Raw genomic sequence first — 16,674 nt, 5'->3', positions numbered from 1 at the left:
CATCAAATTTCAGCCAATATTCACTTCGTCCCATTAACCTCCACCATCAGGTGAGCGATAAAGGGGTTGCATATAACCAAAGAAAAAGCCGTACACTTGTATTGGTAGTGTACAGCTTTTTTCTCTAGTGTACAACTTCATCCAATAGTGTAAAACTTTATTTGATAGTGTACGACTTTATTTTCTATCTTCAGATCTGCTAGTTGCATACGTCAGACCTATTCCACAGTTACCGACTTTGCAAGGTTACGAGGCTGATCGACATCCAAGCCTCTGCGTGCCGCAATGTGATACGCCAGCAGTTGCAGGGGAATTACCGTGACGATCGGCGACAGAATCTCATCCACATGGGGCACCGGAATCAACGTATCGAAGGTTTCCGCCGCTTCGTGTTCATCCATCGGCGTGACTCCGATTAAACGCGCATCGCGGGCTTTGGCTTCCTGGGCGTTGGAGAGCACTTTTTCAAAGACCGTTCCTGGCATGGCGATCGCGACCACAGGCACCTTCGCATCCAACAGCGCGATCGGTCCGTGCTTCATCTCGCCAGCGGGGTAGCCTTCCGCATGGATGTAGCTGATTTCCTTCAGTTTGAGTGCACCTTCAAGGGCGATCGGGAAATTAATGCCGCGTCCCAAAAAGATGAAATCTTGCGTTTCGGCAAAATCGTGAGCGAGTTGCTCAATATAGCGCTCCTGGCTTTCCAGCACCACTTCAATTTGGGCGGGGAGTTGTTGTAAACCTTCTAGCAGTTGTTCAAGCTGAGTGGGCGCAATGACCTGACGATGGTGTGCCAGGTCGATCGCCAGACAGTAAAACGCCATCAACTGCGCGACAAAGGTTTTCGTTGCCGCGACGCCAATTTCAATCCCTGCGTGCGTATCAATAATGTGGGGCACCAGATCCCCTAATGAACTCTCTGGACGATTGGTAATGCCTAATAGCCGTGCCTGAAATTCGGCTGAGTGCCCCGATCGGCGCTGCTTCTCCATCGCCAGCGCTGCCAGCGTATCAGCCGTTTCGCCCGATTGTGTCACGCCAATGGTGAGGGTATGAGGCGTCAGCGGTGACGGCGCATAACGAAACTCAGACGCATACTGCACAGAAGTGGGAATGCCAGCCAATTGCTCCAGCAAATACTTCCCAACCAGACCCGCATGCCAACTGGTGCCACACGCCACAATTTGAATGTGTTGCAAATCGGCGTACAGGTCAGCAGGCAAATTCAAACGAATGGGCGAATGGGTGTGGTCGGCGGCTGTCCAATGGGTGTCGATATAAGCTTCCAGGCACGATCGCACGACTCCGGGCTGCTCGTAGATTTCCTTGAGCATGAAGTGTTTGAAACCCTGCTTTTCCACCATCACCGGGTTCCAGTTCAGCGTCCGGGGCGTTTTCTTCAGGCGCTGTCCCTCAAAGCTGTAGACTTCCACTCCCAACGGTGTCATCCGCGCCAGTTCGCCGTTGTCCAGGGTCAGCACTGCACGCGTGTAAGGGACGATCGCAGGCGTATCCGAGGCACAGTAAAACTCACCCTGCCCAAAGCCAATGACCACAGGGGCTTGCTGCCGCGCCACGATGAGTTCATCGGGGTAATCGGCAGAAATGACAGCGATCGCAAAGGCACCTTCGAGGCGATTGACGACCAGACGAACCGCTTCGAGAAAGGGAGTAGGGAGTGGAGAGTAGGGAGTAGGGCTGGACTCCTGATTCCTCAGTTCTGCTAATGCTTCGGCAATTAGATGGGGAATAACCTCAGTATCCGTATCGGAGCGAAACGCCACGCCACGAGCCTTTAATGCTTCGCGCAGGTCACGATAGTTTTCGATGATGCCGTTTTGGATCACCGCGATGCGATTGGCGGTGTCTGTATGGGGATGAGCGTTGTATTCTTCAGGCTTGCCATGGGTTGCCCAGCGAGTATGAGCAATGCCGATGCGTGCCGGGTTTTCTTCACCTGCCAGCTTTTCTTCCAGGTTGTGCAGCTTACCTTTGGCGCGGACGCAGTGGATCTCGCCTTCCAGCACAGTGGCAATGCCCGCAGAGTCATACCCGCGATATTCCAGCTTCCGCAGCCCTTCAAGCAAAATACCGCTTGCTGCCTGGGTGCCAATATAGCCAACAATTCCGCACATCTAGAGTCACTCCTGCCAAGCCTACATACTCGTCAATATACTCCGTTTTTTTAACCTCTAATGGGAGGTGAGGGGAGAGGAGTGAGGGGAGAGGGGAATGAGAGGGAAAGCGTTTTGAGTGAAATCTGCTTCCCCTGCCTTCTTGACCCGACTTCTAAAGTTTTCTTGAGCGGCTGTAAACAACCTCGAATTCAGCACCACTGACTTCCGGCAGTCTGCTCTGAGAAAATTGTTAGGCACTTTTGCAAGCGGAGACAGCAGATGGCGCGAAACTACCAAACGTGACGGCTTTAAGCACTAAATCTCGGATTGCATTGTTATGACGCTGAACGTTCGTCATGCCATGACGCTCAAAATAGTGTGCATATTCAGCTTGATAGATGATGTCTGACAGAACGACCATGCCATTTGGTTTGAGGACTCTGACAATTTCATCGAGTGCTGTTTTGCGATCGGTTTCGGCTTCTATGTTATGAACCGCCCAACTTGAGAGCACCACATCAAAGTAGTTTTCTGAAAAAGGCAACTGACGCATATCGGCTGTTTTGACTTCAACACGCTCTGTAACCCCTTCAGTTGCAGCATTTGATAGCGCAGCCGCAGCACTATTGTTGGCTTGATCGTGCTGTTGCCACAGGTCGATACCGATCGCCTTGCCAGTAGTAAGCCGCTTTGCAGCCCCAACTAGCATTAAACCTCGTCCACAACCGACATCGAGCACAAGCTCACGACCTGACCACGGCACAAGATTCAGTAGGTTATCTCTGTCTTTTAACTTCATGACCTTACTGCCATACAGCATGAAGCAACCCATGCCAAGCAAGTAGGTAGCTGCAATACCCAAGAGTGTACCGACGACTATTTTGGGAATTTGCCCCCATAGCGATGAAAACAGCACCACAAGAAAGATTGCGAGTGCCACTGCACCAGCAGTAAAAAAGAAGCGCACTAGACCAGGCGCATCAATGCCGTAATTCGGTTTGGTTTGAATTTGAACATTTTTAGCCCTCATTAGCCTTTTGTCTCATAAGAAACTATTGAGACAAAATAGTACGTTTGCTCACATTGTTCAAGTGCTGGCAAACACGCTTTCGAGCTGTATTTTCTAACGGCTTGCGGCATCACTCCTGTCTCCTGCCTCCCTCCGCTTCAATCCCATGCGCCTGCGTTTTGAATGCCGTATTCCGATCGCAGTGATGCCAGGTCGAGATCGAGCACCGTAGACGGATCGATCGCGGCATTGATCTTTTGATGTACCGTCAAGCCTTGCTTAACGCCCTTGAGGTACAGTCGGCAAACCTGCACAGGATTGTGATAGATCCCACCCCACGCTTTGCCCTGGATGGACTGCCACAGAAGCTCTAGAAACACGACAAAGCTCTGCGCGTAGTAGTACCAGGGACGTTTCCAGGTGAGGGATGTGAGCAGAAAGCCGATGAGTTGGAGTTCTTGTTCCAATGCCGTGCTGTAGCCCGTGACGACGTGCATGATGTCGTGTCGCTGCATATCGCACCAGGGAATGCGCATGATGCCAACCCAGAGATCTTGATCACGCACAAAATCAGGATTTGCCTCATAGTAACGGTCGAGTCCTTGCCGCAAGGTAAGCGATCGTTGCAGTGGTTCAATGGGCAAACTAAGCGTATCGATCGTGTCCATTATCTGGTTTTGATTGAGCTTTATGATTAGTCTGTGCTAAATCAATCGCGAAACCGTCAAATTTGTGACAGTGGATCAAACTGTCACAAATTCATGTCAAGCTCTACGCAAAATTACTAGAGTCAATCTATCGAGCTTGTGGTTGATTTAGATGTTTTAGAAAGCTGCGAAGCCAATCTTTAGGCTTTATGGTGGAGCGTATTTTTTCCTTAAACACATTTCAGGAATCTTCGACAGATTACTTGATTAATTAACTTACAAAAAGTTCCAAGCGATCAGATTTGTCGAGGATGAAGGCAACGAATGAGTGCTTCAGACTCAGAGTGTTAATGTCTGAGTGTTTGGGTTAGGGCAATAATGCCCTCAAAATTTACCTTTTCAAAAAACGAGTCACATATGTACGGTGTATTCATTAACAGCATCGGCAAGTTTTTGCCTGGAAATCCGATCACGAATGACGAGATGGAAGACTATTTAGGAAAGGTGAACGGTCGCCCTTCTAAAGTTAAACATCGCATTCTCAAAAGTAACGGTATTCAGCAGCGCTATTATGCGATCGATCGGCAGCAGCAGCCCACGTATAGCAACAGCCAGATGGCGGCGATCGCCATTCGGGATGCGATCGCCAAGGCTAATTTAGAACCGGGCGCGATCGACCTTCTCGCCGCTGCTACCAGTTGGTCAGATTTGCTCGTTCCTGGTTTTGGCAGCATGGTACATGGAGAATTATCGGAATTGTCACCGATCGAAGTGACCTCCAATCAAGGGGTGTGTTGTGCAGGAGTGGCAGCACTCAAATATGCTGCATCGCAGGTGAAATTGGGTGAAAAAAGAGCAGCGATCGCCGTTGCATCTGAACTGCCATCACGTTTGTTTAAACACACTCATTTTGAAGCAGAAGCAGGCGTAAAAGCAGGAAAACCACTTGGTTTTGACACCGAATTTCTGCGCTGGATGCTCTCCGATGGTGCTGGTGCCTTTCTTGTTCAAGACCATCCAAATGCTTCAGGAATCAGTCTGAAAATTGAATGGATTGAACTCATTTCTCACGCCAATGCTTATCCCGTTTGTATGTATGCTGGCACGGAAGATGAAACGGCGCAAAAAAGCTGGATGGATTATCCGTCCTACATGGAAGCAGCGCAATCAGGTGCCATAAACCTACGGCAAAACATTCGCTTGTTGGACAACGTTATTAAGCTGGGTGTGGAAGGTTGGCTGAAATTAATCGAACGGGGTCGTGTGCAACCGGATGATATTGATTGGCTGTTGTGTCACTACTCGTCTCACTTTTTTAGGGGACAAATTGTGGAACTGCTGGAAAAAGCAAACTGCATGATTCCCGAATCAAAATGGTTCACGAACCTCTACACACGCGGTAATACAGGTTGTGCCTCCATCTATTTAATGCTGGAAGAATTATTTCACTCTGGCAAACTCCAACCGGGTCAAAAAATCTTTTGCTTCGTGCCCGAAAGTGGACGGTTTACAACGGCTTATATGATGTTGAGCGTGGTGGGAAGTCAGCCATCAGCCGTCAGCCATCAGCCATCAGCCGTTGAGGAACCAGCATTAACTCAAACCATAGAGCGCTCTAACGTAGCAATGCAAAGCAAAACTCAAAACTCAAAACTCTCTAGCGTAGAGCCTCTGGCATCCAAGAAACGCGAAGCGTGTCCAACGGAATCAGCGGCGCAAAGCGCTACTCAAAACTCTTTCCCTACACCTGAAGAACCTGTCTCTGCTTACCTCCTCCGTCAACTCGCGCTCATTTGGCTAGAGTTTGAACGCGAGATTCGTTCCGTCCCCATTGTCCGCAAATTACATCGTGGTGAGTTTACGGTAGACGACTACAGGGCGATGCTGCGAAATCTGCGTCCGCAAGTGGTGGAAGGGGCACGGTGGATTGCGCGGGCTGCGTCGAATATGACGGACTTTCGGCTGCGATCGACCTTCATTGGTCATGCTCAAGATGAACACCGCGATTATCAAATGCTGGAGCGCAATTATGTTTCTGTTGGTGGTGCGCTGGAAGAGATTGTCAATGCGGAGAAAAACATTGGCAGTGAAGCACTGTCCGCATTTATTTTCCATCAAGCCTCGCGCGAAAATCCGGTAGACCTGCTGGGGAGCATGTTTATTATTGAAGGACTGGGCAACAATCTGGCGGGACAATGGGCAGCGCAAATTAAGACAACGCTGGGTCTAAAGGATGAACAGGTGTCGTTTTTGGGCTATCACGGCGCAAATGACGAAGCACATCTGGGCAAGCTGAATGAATTGATTAATGCCGAATGGATGACACAAGACATTGCCGATCGCATCCTTAAAACCGCACGAGTGACTGCTCGACTCTACCGACTGCAACTAGAAGAAATCCAGTAATGTAACCATCGCAGAGACGCAGAGAAATTCTCACCTCTTTGCTCTCTGCACCACTGACAACACCCAGATCAAACTCAACGTTCCATCGTCAACCTGTTGATCGCCATGAGCCAAGCTGAACTGATCTCACAAGAGTTAGACACCGCCATCTCTTCGCCAACCGCCCAACCATACATCCCAGAACCACACGATCGCCGCAATCCTAATGCCTGGGATGCGCTGTATGTGGATCAGGCGATTCCGGTAGACCCGATTTCAAAGGGTTATATGATTCGCGACTTGCGAAACTGGACGCGCAGTTATCTGTTGGTGCCGATCGCCTTGATTGCGAATCTACTGCTGGCGATCATTATGACGGTGAAGCGGCTGTTGCCCTTTCAGTTCAGCAACTATACGCTGATGCATCAATCGGCAGCTTGGTTTCTCAACACCTTCGTGTCGCCGGAAGCATGTTATCTGATTGTGCGGCACATTTGCCTTGGTTCCAATATCGTCAACTTCTTGATTGATAACGGTCCTGATCCAGCGATCGAGAAATCCCAACTGTATCCCCGCACCGTCGGCAATCTGGCAGAGAACGCCTTTCTTGAACACGACCTGATTCTCTACAACTTTGTGCTGGATTACAGCAAAGCACAGCGCGAAAAGCCTCACTGGATCGAGCCGGTGAAAGAACGGGGATTGAATTTTGACAGCATCAAATCAGTACAGGTAGATATCGATTTCAAAAAGCGACGCTGGTTGCGGATATTGGATCTGGAGTCGGCGATCGAACTTTTCAAAGTCTTCTATTCGCTCTGCCTCACCAGCGATGAATTTGAACGGGCAGTTTTGTCCCTGGAATTCGACGAAAACTTTGGCTGCTACATCAGTGCGCTCACAGGCGACTACAACTGGAACCACGTCATCACCAACCGTCACCCGCTGGCTCCCGAAAGTCCGTTTGGGGCTGCACGTAATCTCCTGCTGCACGGCATCATCTCAGAGTATCTGCATCGCTATCTGGAGTTACGGAAGGAAATGGCGCAGACTGTTAGCGATCGCTAATCAGGCCGTCTGAGTCGATCGCCTTGACTTCAACCGTTTGTTTCACATTCTCCAACTGGGCATTGCGCTCTTTTAAGGCAACATTTTCTTGCTCAAGTGATGCCTTCAGGCGTTCTAACTCACTGTTTCGTTGCTCCAAACCAGTCAGTTGCTTATTCGTCCGCATAGTACGGATGCCGCGTCGCGCACTGTCCCACAGGCTGAGTAGCCCAATCAACGCTGCGCCAATGAGAGCAGACACCACAATGACCAGTGACAGCGAGATGTTACCGCTTTCGATAGCAAAAAATCGGACATTGACTGGCTGGGGATTTTGAACGCCGAAGATGACCATGACGATCGACAGAACAATCATCAGGATGAGTACGATGACTCCCATAGCGGTGCTTTGTTACAGACGGAGTACACGCTTGATAATATCACTCTGAACTGAAGGCGTTAGTTCACTCAAACCCTGCACTTTCGCGATACCCCGCCCTTGAATCAATTCAGGGCTAATGGCTAAAACCCATTGTAGGCTTTGCCTTCCCGTAGGGTAATGGGTTGAAATGGTTGTCTGTTGAGTATCTTAGTCCGTTTGAACGGACTTCGTTCTGTTAGCCCGCAATTCATTGCAGGGCGGTGTTGAGAGTGGTGAAAGCTTTCAATTAAGCAAACAACTCTGCAACTGGAATGCTGAAGCCTTGCAGAACAGTTTGAGTATTCACGGTTTCAGCTTCGGTGAAGATCAACGACTTCTCGGACGTAATAATGATGACGATCGCATTCTCAGGGAACAGTAACCAGACCTCCTGACAGCCCGATGCTAAATACTCTCTGGCTTTTGCAAACAATTCCTCTGCGCTATCTTTGGGTGAAGCAACTTCGCCAATGAGTGGAAAGCTTTGAGGAAAGACACTTGGTTGACCAAATTGTTCAATCAGTTCAGCAGAAAGATAAGCAACATCGGGGCGACGCTTCTGTTTTTCAGTTTGACAAACAACCTCTGTCATGGCTTTGCCGCCCTGGTTGCTAGAGCGAACGTAATATTTCCATTCGCTAGCAAGATTTGTCTGAGTCGTCCCATGCTCGATCGTCATACCTGTTTTCTCAACTAGCTCCCCATCAACCTCCTCCATGCCTTCTGGAACTTCGTCATAGCGATCGAGCGGTAAAGCAGACGCATCAAAGTCTTCTTCCTCGATCGCGGTAGAGATTGTTGGAGTTGTCACCATGTTCTAGACCTGCATCGCTGAACTCTGTCTACATCTATTATGTATGTGCAGTCAGTGGAATCGATGATAGTGGTGAGCAATCCCGTTTCAGCCCCAGCCGATCAGCTTTCGGAAGCGATTACGCGCCTTCGCAGCCTGACTCAAACCAGCATTCAGGAAGGTTGGCGTTACTGCGATGAGGATCTGTCGATCGCCCAGGCAACCCAACCCGACACCTGGCAGGATTGGCCGATCGCGCCCCTCAACGAGAAAGATCACATCGCCTGGGCAAAAGGCAAACACGTCCGCTGGCTCGGTCAACTCATCACCGTACCCCACGACCTCGCAGGCTATCCACTGGCAGGAATGACCCTGCGACTAGCCCTGACTTGGTGGGCGATCGACACCCAAATCTTTGTTAACGGTGCCTTAGTGCAAGCAGGCGATCTGTTTGACTGCGTCACCCGCATCTTGCTCAGCGAAGCCGTCACAACCGGAGGCACCTTCGCGATCGCACTTCGTCTTGTCAGCCCCGGACACGATGATGGTGCACTCGTGCGATCGGTCTGCCATTACGAATCCTCCAACGACATCCCCGAACCCAGCTTCATCGCCGACGAACTCGACATCCTCCGCCTCTACCTCCAAACCTTCGCCCCCGAAAAACTGGCTTTCCTCACTGAAGCCGTCACCGCGATCGACTGGTCAAGCATTCTCCTTTCCCTTGCTCCCCCCACTCCCCACTCCCCACTCCCCACTCCCCACTCCCTCCTCCCCTTCACCCACACCCTCACCCACCTCCGCGATCGCCTCCTCCCCCTCTCTCCCCTCCTCAAACAGCGCCGCATTCGCCTTCTCGGACACGCCCACCTCGACATGGCATGGCTCTGGACAGTCGATGAAACCTGGAAGGCTGCCGAACGCACCTTTGAGTCTGCCCTGAACCTTCAAAAAGACTTCCCCGAACTCATCTTCTGCCACTCCACACCTGCGCTCTACGCCTGGATGGAGCAAAACCGTCCGGCACTGTTCGAGCAGATCCGACAGGCGATCGCCGCCGGATGGTGGGAACTTGTGGGCGGACTGTGGATCGAGCCAGAGTTAAATATCATCAGCGGCGAGTCAATGGTGCGGCAGGTGCTGTACGGTCAGCGCTACTTTCAGGAGAAGTTTGGCAGCATCAACCGTATGGCATGGTTGCCCGATAGCTTTGGTTTCACCTGGCAGCTACCGCAGATCCTCAAGCAGGGCGGCATGGATTACTTCGTCACCCAAAAACTGCGCTGGAACGATACCACCAAGTTCCCCTACGAAGTCTTTAAGTGGCAGGCTCCCGATCGCACTGAGATCTTCAGCCTCATGTCAGCACCGATCGGCGAAGGCATTGACCCCATCAAAATGGCAACCTATGCCTGCGACTGGGAAACCAAAACCGGCATTCCCGATGTCCTCTGGCTCCCTGGAGTGGGCGATCATGGCGGTGGTCCTACCCGCGATATGCTCGAAATCGCCCGCCGCTGGCAGCAGTCACCCTTCTTCCCTCAGCTAGAATTCTCCACCGCCCTCGACTATCTGCAAGACCTCGAAGCAAATTACACGCCTGACGCAGCTTCAAGCGTCTCCGCTGATGTGTCAAACATCGTGAATGAACCTCAGAACATCACGAACGAACCTCAAACATTCAACGCTGAACCTCAGACCATCAACGACTTACCTCAAACATTCGAGCGTGAACCTCAAACATTCGAGCGTGAACCTCAAAGCATCAACGACGAAACTAAAAGTATCAGCGACAAAGCTAAAAGTATCAGCCATGAACCTCTGAGCATCAACGACGAACCTCTGAGCATCAGCGCTGAACCCCAGAACATCAACGCCGAATCTCAAAGCATCGTGAGTGAACCTCAGAATGCGAAACTCTTTCCCCCTCTGCCCCCCCTGCCTCCTCTGCCCCCCACACCCGACCCCACACACCAGACCCCCCCAACCCTCCCCTCCTGGCACTCCGACCTCTACCTCGAATTCCATCGCGGCTGCTACACTACCCACGCCGATCAGAAGCGTGATAATCGTCGAGCTGAAACCCTTTTATACCGTGCAGAGCTACTAACTTCATTCGCTACGTTAGTTGCCAGCGTTCCCTACCCCAAGGTGCAGCTAGAAGCAGCATGGAAACAAGTTTTATTCAATCAATTTCACGACATTTTACCCGGTTCGTCCGTTGCATCAGTTTTTGTAGATGCAAATGATGCATGGAATCAAGTGTTTGCAGATGCAATTTTTTTGGCGCGGGGGGCACTGGAGGCGATCGGACAGTGCATGCTTCTACCGCCACCACCGCACCCACAGGCGCAAACGGTGATGGTATTTAACTCGCTGACTTGGGAGCGATCAGAGATCGTCACAGTTGTAGCGCAGCAGCAACCGATGCAATCACAGCAAGACGAGGAGTTGAACTGGCAAGTTTCCGATCTAGAGGGACAGCCAATCAATTTGCAGTCTTGCTTGTCAACCAATGTCCCAACCACGTCACAGCCGAAAGCATGCCTCGTATCTTTCCTCGCAGAAAACATTCCTGCCATTGGCTACCGCTCCTTCTGGCTCTATCCCCACAATCAGTCTGTTCAAAATGTGCCATCAGTCACCGAGTCCTTTGTCCTCGAAAATGAGTTTTTGCGAGTTACCATTAACCCGGAAACCGGAGACTTATCGAGCGTGCTGGATAAAGTGCAGCAGCGTGAAGTACTTAACGGACCAGGTAATCAACTGCAAGCCTTTAAGGACAGTGGGCAGTATTGGGATGCCTGGAATATTGACCCAAACTATGCCCAATTTCCTCTCCCTCCTGCTGAACTTATCCACATTTCCGCAATACCACAGGTGATGGGTACGCTAGAGCGCTGTGTTCAGGTTGATCGCACAATTGGTCAGTCTACTTTTCGTCAGACTTACAGCTTGCAGCAAGGTGCAAAGATGCTCAAGATGCAGACGAGAGTCGATTGGCAAGAGCGGCACACCTTAGTCAAGGTTTCGTTTCCGCTGAATCTAGAAGCAGACTACGCAACGTATGAGATTCCCTGCGGAGTAATTCAGCGAACCACGAAGCCGGAGACTGAGGCTGAAAAAGCCCAGTGGGAAGTTCCCGCCATGCACTGGGCAGATCTCAGCGACGGCAACTACGGCGTGAGCTTACTCAACGACTGCAAATACGGTTACGACGTGAAACCCAACCAACTCCTTCTCACCCTACTGCGCGGTGCCGAATGGCCCGATCCAGACGCAGACAAAGGGCAGCACTTCTTCACCTATGCCCTCTATCCCCACGCAGGAGACTGGAAAGCCGCTCAAAGCGTCAAGCATGGCTATGAGTTAAACATGCCGCTCATGGCACAGGTCATTCCTGCTAACGGAGACGATCGCCCTCAAACCCTGCCACCCACAGCATCGCTTCTAGACCTGGGAGCTGACAATCTCGTGCTAATGGCATTCAAGCAGTCAGAAGACTCGCCCGATGAATGGATTCTGCGTTGCTACGAGTGCCATGGTGAAGACGCACAGCTAACATTCCACAGTGATCTAGGTTTGGAGTTAGGAGAACGGGTTGATTTGCTGGAGCGATCGACAGACCTACAAACGACTAAGGGGCAAACCGCTACAGTTCGCCCCTGGGAAATCGCCAGCTTTAGAGTTAGCAGTCAGCAGTCAGCGGTCAGCCAAATTCTCAATCCGAAGCTTAAGTCTTGAATGACTGCAACAAGCTGATAGCTGATAGCTAAGAGCTCCTAATCTTCGTGATCCTCAAAGGGGTCATCCAGCGCCTTCGATGGTGGCCCAAACGCCGTGTAGATGGCATATGCCGTCAGGCCGACCAACGTGGCGCAGATCGAAATATTAAGAGCTGTTGCGGGTTCCATATGCGAGAAAAATTATGAGTGCGTTGCCATATAATGTTACAAACAATATACATGTTCTGTCGAGCTATATAGGTGACTCATGGCACAGCGGACTCGGTTAGGAGACGTTCTTAAACCCCTGAACTCTGAATACGGTAAGGTTGTTCCCGGCTGGGGCACCACAACGTTGATGGGTGTTTTTATGTTGCTCTTTTTGGTATTCCTGCTTATCATCTTGCAGATCTACAACTCCTCACTCCTGCTGAACGATGTCGATGTTGATTGGACGGCTCTAGGCGGCTAAAAGCGCTCGGCTGACCAATCCGAACGACCATTCGGCTTCCCGGCTTGACCGGGATTTTTTATGCCGCTTTATACTAAGTGAGCAGCAAGACTCTGGTTAAACAAAAGACGGTGGGCGATAGACTAAGAACTGTGGACTGAAAGAAGGCGCTATTCTTTGATAACAGTTCTTTGATGGCAGCGTGGGGTCTGCGTCTAAAAACAGTCAGTTTAAAGTCTAAAGTTCAGGCTCTTAAGGTGCTCACATCTACAGCTCATAGTCCAGCGAAGCGGTTGCAGGAGGCGATACGGTGAATATTTTTGGAATTGGCTTGCCAGAAATGGCAGTGATTATGGTTTTGGCTCTGCTTGTGTTTGGGCCCAAGAAATTGCCAGAAATTGGTCGCAGTGTCGGTAAAGCCATTCGCGGATTCCAGGACGCGTCAAAGGAATTTGAAGCAGAGTTTAAGCGCGAAGCAGAGCAGATTGAGCAAGCGGTGAAAGCGCCGATGGAAGCAACGCTAGAAACACCCTTTCAGCCAACGCTATCGCCTGCTTCTGAGACAACTCCGATCGATGAAGAGACAGCGCCGATCGACGAAAGCGTTGCTGAGGCTGAGAAGGAAGTTGCCACACCCAGCGAAGTTAGCTAATCTAACTAGTCTTTGTTTGCATTGAATCTGCCTGGACTGAACGCATGACAGAGGCGACTACTGCATTACCCGTCATACCCCAGCTCATCGTAGGTTTGGGCAATCCGGGTGCAAAGTACGATCGCACCCGACATAACATCGGCTTTGATGCGATCGATGCTTTGGCGAAAACCTGGCAGATCAGTCTGGCAGAGAATCGTAAATTTCAGGGCATCTTTGGCGAGGGCGTTGCAGCGCGAGCGAAGATCCGCTTGCTGAAGCCCACCACCTACATGAACAACTCTGGGCAAGCCATTCGAGCGGTCACTGATTGGTATAAGCTGCCGCCAGAGTCGGTGCTGGTGATTTACGACGACATGGATCTACCCGTAGGTAAACTGCGGTTACGCTTGTCGGGGTCTGCGGGTGGTCAGAATGGCATGAAATCGGCGATCGCGCACCTCGGCACCCAAGCGTTTCCTCGCCTGCGGATTGGTATTGGTAGTGCCAAAGATGTCGATCGGCGGGGCGACGCGATCGGCCATGTATTGGGGCGCTTCTCACCAAAGGAATCTGAGGTTATGGCAGAGGTCTTACATGTTGTCGTTGGCGCTGTAGAGCTCAGCCTCAAGCAAGGGGTGGAGAAAGCTATGAGTCTGTACAACAGCCGCACTGTAGGGCAAGCAATCTCTGAGTAGGTTGATTGTGAGTCTGAACGTTTGGATACTGAAGGTTGGGCTTGCTAGTGTCAAGCTGAGGATTCGGTAGCAGGGTGTCTCAACTGCCGATCGCAAAGTAGGCTAAGATGCCACTTAAGTCTTTTGTAAAGTCCTATCAACCCTCCATGACTGGATATTCTTCGCCAAACAATCAAGACTTGCTGACGACCCTGGTACAGGCGACTGCTGAACTGGTGCAGTCAAATGCTGAACTGGTACAGTCAAATAAACAACAGAACCAGTTGCTTGGCACTTTTGGCACAACCATCGACGCATTTGGCCTCAAAATTGACGCCATTGCAGACCAAATTGGTAAGCTGTCGGAATCGATTACTGCCCTCAATCTGGGTCTTGGTGAAATCAAAGAGACTACTCGACAACAAGCTGAGATAGCCAAAACTCAAGCTGAGACAGCCAAAACTCAAGCTGAGACAGCTAAAACTCAAGCTGAAAATGTTGCTCAGTTGATTACACGGTTGGGAAGCAAGTGAAGCTAACTCACGAACGTTAACGAGTCTCTGTTCTCTGTAACGATGTACTTTTTATTCAATACCTATCATCGTGGGTCGCCGCTTACCTGAAACTACTGCACATGTTCGCATTCTTCGCCAGTCCTGGCAGCAGGGCAAGCTTGAGGGCGAAGTAAGAGCCAATCAATTTGAATGGCAATTTCAATGGTGCTTTCAGCGCGGCGAATTGTCTGTAGAACCATCCCTTGGTCGATCGCTGATCAAAGAGCCATTGGGTCGCTTTCTAGAGCAACGTGATTACCAATTAGAGCCTGGCGGCGACTACTCATTTACCATTCGAGCCGACGTTTAGCAGCACCCAAGCGGTAATCATTGACAGAGAGGTGGTTCCTTTAGAGGGTCTATCCGAGTGTGCGAGAGAGCGGTAGGCTATAAATAGTCCGTAGACAGATGTGAGCTACTTAACAAGTGTTGTATCGGTAGTCTAAGTAAGGTTCGCTATAGGAGCGATCGCGCCATGTTTGGCTTTTTGCCCAGATTTATACGTTGTAAACAGCACTGGTTTCCAGGCTCCTTAGCCAGAACGTATCAGGCGCTGAGTTCTGCCTCCGTAGATGATCTGTGGCGCAAGATTGTCGATTTGACGGATGTCTCTTGGCACCCAATTATTATCAGCACAAATGTTCCAAACGGATTGGTCGCCAAGCCAGGGCTCATTTATCAGGCAGCCACGCGCATGAGTCCGATTCCCATTCAAATCTTTGTCGAGCGTGTGCGACCGGGTGAACTGCTTAGCGTCCGCATTCTTGTGCTACCGGGTTTGGAAGAACAGGTGACGTATCAGGTCAAATCGACTGTGTGTGGTACCTGCGTTTCCTACTCTGTGACGCTGAAAGGCTGGCTCTCCCCGCTCGTCTGGTCGTTTATTCGTCCCTATGCAGCGCGAGTGGCCTCGGATCTTGTGCGCGCGGCAGAACAAGCAGCACTGCAAGCCGTCCCTGGAACCTTGAAGCCGGCAAAGCAACGTTGCCTTGATTTCTAGCCGCAAACCTTGCTCATAATAGTGGTGCGATCGCTTAACGGTAAGATCGTTACACATGCCGATCGATTTTTCGCACTGGAGTCAGGGTTAACTATGCCCAATCGCCTTGATACAAGTTCTGTCCTTGAAGTGCTCAAACCGGTACAAGACCCCGAGCTGAACAAAAGCTTGGTGGACTTGAATATGATCCGCAACGTCGCGATCGCCGATGGTAACGTTAGCTTCACCCTGGTGCTCACCACACCCGCTTGCCCACTCCGCCAATTTATTGTTGATGAATGTGAACGAGCGGTGAAAACACTGCCAGACGTTAAAACGGTGAGCGTTGACGTAACGGCTGAAACTCCCACTCAGAAAGCCTTGCCCGATCGTACTGGTATTGATGGCGTCAAAAATATTCTGGCAATTTCTAGCGGCAAGGGGGGCGTCGGCAAAAGTACCGTTGCTGTGAATGTGGCAGTCGCCTTGGCACAGGCTGGTGCTAAGGTCGGGCTGATCGACGCCGATATTTATGGCCCTAATGCGCCCATGATGCTCGGACTAGAAGGTGCTAAAGTCACCGTGCGGCAGTCAGGGGCGCAAGAAGTGCTAGAGCCTGCGTTCAACCACGGCGTTAAACTGGTTTCGATGGGCTTTCTGATTGACAAAGATCAGCCTGTCATTTGGCGCGGGCCCATGCTCAATGGAGTGATTCGTCAGTTTCTGTATCAGGTGCAGTGGGGCGATTTAGATTACTTAATCGTCGATATGCCACCGGGTACGGGTGATGCTCAGCTTACCCTGGCTCAAGCCGTGCCGATGGCAGGAGCGGTGATTGTCACCACACCTCAAAGCGTCGCGTTGCTCGATTCTCGTCGGGGCTTAAAAATGTTCCAACAGCTGGGCGTGCCTGTCCTGGGCATTGTCGAGAATATGAGCTATTTCATCCCACCCGACATGCCAGAGAAGCAGTACGACATTTTTGGCTCTGCTGGCGGCGAAAAAACCGCACAAGAACTACAGGTGCCTCTACTGGGTTGCATTCCGCTTGAAATTTCGCTGCGTGAAGGGGGCGATCGCGGTATTCCTATCGTGCTGGCAGCTCCAGAGTCGGCGTCAGCCAAGGCGTTAACGGCGATCGCAGAACGTATTGCAGGCAGAGTTTCAGTCGCTGCCTTAGCGTAGGTATCTGTAGGGACGTTCCTACGAATGGAATCAATCTCCTTAAACCATTACCG

At 50.9% G+C, this 16,674-nt stretch carries 16 protein-coding genes; 10 read left to right on the top strand and 6 right to left on the bottom strand.

What is annotated here, in order from left to right; genetic code table 11:
• Positions 1-218 precede the first annotated feature (218 nt).
• The 3 genes from glmS to C7B82_RS02740 form a co-directional block, all read right to left on the bottom strand.
• Positions 219-2,135 (bottom strand): glutamine--fructose-6-phosphate transaminase (isomerizing), encoded by a 1,917-nt coding sequence (gene glmS / locus C7B82_RS02750; protein WP_106254772.1) that lies wholly within the window; start codon positions 2,133-2,135, stop codon positions 219-221.
• A 232-nt stretch (positions 2,136-2,367) separates the two neighbouring features.
• On the bottom strand, positions 2,368-3,147 hold the full coding sequence (locus C7B82_RS02745) for a class I SAM-dependent methyltransferase (protein ID WP_106254771.1): 780 nt from the start codon (positions 3,145-3,147) through the stop codon (positions 2,368-2,370).
• A gap of 137 nt (positions 3,148-3,284) precedes the next feature.
• Positions 3,285-3,794 (bottom strand): hypothetical protein, encoded by a 510-nt coding sequence (locus C7B82_RS02740; protein ID WP_106254770.1) that lies wholly within the window; start codon positions 3,792-3,794, stop codon positions 3,285-3,287.
• A gap of 396 nt (positions 3,795-4,190) precedes the next feature.
• Between C7B82_RS02740 and C7B82_RS02735 the strand changes: the two genes are divergently transcribed.
• A complete protein-coding gene (locus tag C7B82_RS02735; protein WP_106254769.1) occupies positions 4,191-6,179 on the top strand; it encodes a StlD/DarB family beta-ketosynthase in 1,989 nt (662 codons plus the stop codon).
• Between the two features lie 105 nt (positions 6,180-6,284).
• Entirely contained in the window at positions 6,285-7,226 is a 942-nt protein-coding gene (locus tag C7B82_RS02730; RefSeq protein ID WP_245939698.1) for a DUF6999 family protein, read from the top strand.
• Here C7B82_RS02730 and C7B82_RS02725 read toward each other — a convergent pair.
• Positions 7,213-7,605 carry a LapA family protein gene (locus tag C7B82_RS02725; RefSeq protein WP_106254768.1) on the bottom strand — a complete coding sequence of 131 codons (393 nt, stop codon included), beginning with the start codon at positions 7,603-7,605 and terminating at the stop codon, positions 7,213-7,215. The genes C7B82_RS02730 and C7B82_RS02725 overlap by 14 nt on opposite strands.
• A 268-nt stretch (positions 7,606-7,873) precedes the next feature.
• Positions 7,874-8,440, bottom strand: coding sequence for a Uma2 family endonuclease (locus C7B82_RS02720; RefSeq protein WP_106254767.1), 567 nt, complete (start codon positions 8,438-8,440; stop codon positions 7,874-7,876).
• 63 nt (positions 8,441-8,503) lie between these two features.
• Between C7B82_RS02720 and C7B82_RS33540 the strand changes: the two genes are divergently transcribed.
• Positions 8,504-12,163: an alpha-mannosidase gene (locus C7B82_RS33540; protein ID WP_245939707.1), complete on the top strand. Its 3,660-nt coding sequence runs from the start codon at positions 8,504-8,506 to the stop codon at positions 12,161-12,163.
• Positions 12,164-12,201: 38 nt separating this feature from the next.
• On the opposite strand, the gene psbN is transcribed toward C7B82_RS33540, so the two are convergent.
• Complete coding sequence (psbN, locus tag C7B82_RS02710; RefSeq protein WP_106254766.1) at positions 12,202-12,333, bottom strand: photosystem II reaction center protein PsbN; 132 nt, start codon at positions 12,331-12,333, stop codon at positions 12,202-12,204.
• 79 nt (positions 12,334-12,412) lie between these two features.
• On the opposite strand from psbN, the gene psbH reads away from it, so the two are divergent.
• The 7 genes from psbH to C7B82_RS02675 all read left to right on the top strand — a co-directional run bounded on the left by psbH (position 12,413) and on the right by C7B82_RS02675 (position 16,621).
• The gene (gene psbH, locus C7B82_RS02705; RefSeq protein ID WP_106254765.1) at positions 12,413-12,616 is read left to right on the top strand and encodes a photosystem II reaction center phosphoprotein PsbH; all 204 of its coding nucleotides are present in this window, start codon (positions 12,413-12,415) and stop codon (positions 12,614-12,616) included.
• Positions 12,617-12,905: 289 nt separating this feature from the next.
• Positions 12,906-13,247 carry a TatA/E family twin arginine-targeting protein translocase gene (locus tag C7B82_RS02700; protein WP_106254764.1) on the top strand — a complete coding sequence of 114 codons (342 nt, stop codon included), beginning with the start codon at positions 12,906-12,908 and terminating at the stop codon, positions 13,245-13,247.
• A gap of 44 nt (positions 13,248-13,291) precedes the next feature.
• A complete protein-coding gene (pth, locus tag C7B82_RS02695) occupies positions 13,292-13,924 on the top strand; it encodes an aminoacyl-tRNA hydrolase (RefSeq protein ID WP_106254763.1) in 633 nt (210 codons plus the stop codon).
• A gap of 146 nt (positions 13,925-14,070) precedes the next feature.
• Positions 14,071-14,436, top strand: a complete 366-nt coding sequence (locus tag C7B82_RS02690) for a hypothetical protein (protein ID WP_106254762.1) — start codon at positions 14,071-14,073, stop codon at positions 14,434-14,436.
• Between the two features lie 70 nt (positions 14,437-14,506).
• Entirely contained in the window at positions 14,507-14,767 is a 261-nt protein-coding gene (locus C7B82_RS02685; RefSeq protein ID WP_425443594.1) for a DUF3146 family protein, read from the top strand.
• A 165-nt stretch (positions 14,768-14,932) separates the two neighbouring features.
• The gene (locus tag C7B82_RS02680) at positions 14,933-15,457 is read left to right on the top strand and encodes a polyketide cyclase / dehydrase and lipid transport (protein ID WP_106254760.1); all 525 of its coding nucleotides are present in this window, start codon (positions 14,933-14,935) and stop codon (positions 15,455-15,457) included.
• Between the two features lie 93 nt (positions 15,458-15,550).
• A complete protein-coding gene (locus C7B82_RS02675; RefSeq protein ID WP_106254759.1) occupies positions 15,551-16,621 on the top strand; it encodes an Mrp/NBP35 family ATP-binding protein in 1,071 nt (356 codons plus the stop codon).
• The last annotated feature ends 53 nt before the right edge of the window (positions 16,622-16,674 follow it).

The sequence above is a fragment of the Stenomitos frigidus ULC18 genome (assembly GCF_003003795.1).
Lineage (GTDB): Bacteria > Cyanobacteriota > Cyanobacteriia > Leptolyngbyales > Leptolyngbyaceae > Stenomitos > Stenomitos frigidus_A.
This window is presented reverse-complemented; position numbering and strand designations above follow the sequence as displayed.

Bases quoted from the DNA above. Each gene is read 5' to 3' on its own strand.
- glmS (WP_106254772.1), bottom strand. From the start codon at position 2,135: ATGTGCGGAATTGTTGGCTATATTGGCACCCAGGCAGCAAGCGGTATT.
- C7B82_RS02675 (WP_106254759.1), top strand. From the start codon at position 15,551: ATGCCCAATCGCCTTGATACAAGTTCTGTCCTTGAAGTGCTCAAACCG.
- C7B82_RS02745 (WP_106254771.1), bottom strand. From the start codon at position 3,147: ATGAGGGCTAAAAATGTTCAAATTCAAACCAAACCGAATTACGGCATT.
- psbN (WP_106254766.1), bottom strand. From the start codon at position 12,333: ATGGAACCCGCAACAGCTCTTAATATTTCGATCTGCGCCACGTTGGTC.
- C7B82_RS02740 (WP_106254770.1), bottom strand. From the start codon at position 3,794: ATGGACACGATCGATACGCTTAGTTTGCCCATTGAACCACTGCAACGA.
- pth (WP_106254763.1), top strand. From the start codon at position 13,292: ATGACAGAGGCGACTACTGCATTACCCGTCATACCCCAGCTCATCGTA.
- C7B82_RS02690 (WP_106254762.1), top strand. From the start codon at position 14,071: ATGACTGGATATTCTTCGCCAAACAATCAAGACTTGCTGACGACCCTG.
- psbH (WP_106254765.1), top strand. From the start codon at position 12,413: ATGGCACAGCGGACTCGGTTAGGAGACGTTCTTAAACCCCTGAACTCT.
- C7B82_RS02720 (WP_106254767.1), bottom strand. From the start codon at position 8,440: ATGGTGACAACTCCAACAATCTCTACCGCGATCGAGGAAGAAGACTTT.
- C7B82_RS02725 (WP_106254768.1), bottom strand. From the start codon at position 7,605: ATGGGAGTCATCGTACTCATCCTGATGATTGTTCTGTCGATCGTCATG.
- C7B82_RS02680 (WP_106254760.1), top strand. From the start codon at position 14,933: ATGTTTGGCTTTTTGCCCAGATTTATACGTTGTAAACAGCACTGGTTT.
- C7B82_RS02730 (WP_245939698.1), top strand. From the start codon at position 6,285: ATGAGCCAAGCTGAACTGATCTCACAAGAGTTAGACACCGCCATCTCT.
- C7B82_RS33540 (WP_245939707.1), top strand. From the start codon at position 8,504: ATGATAGTGGTGAGCAATCCCGTTTCAGCCCCAGCCGATCAGCTTTCG.
- C7B82_RS02735 (WP_106254769.1), top strand. From the start codon at position 4,191: ATGTACGGTGTATTCATTAACAGCATCGGCAAGTTTTTGCCTGGAAAT.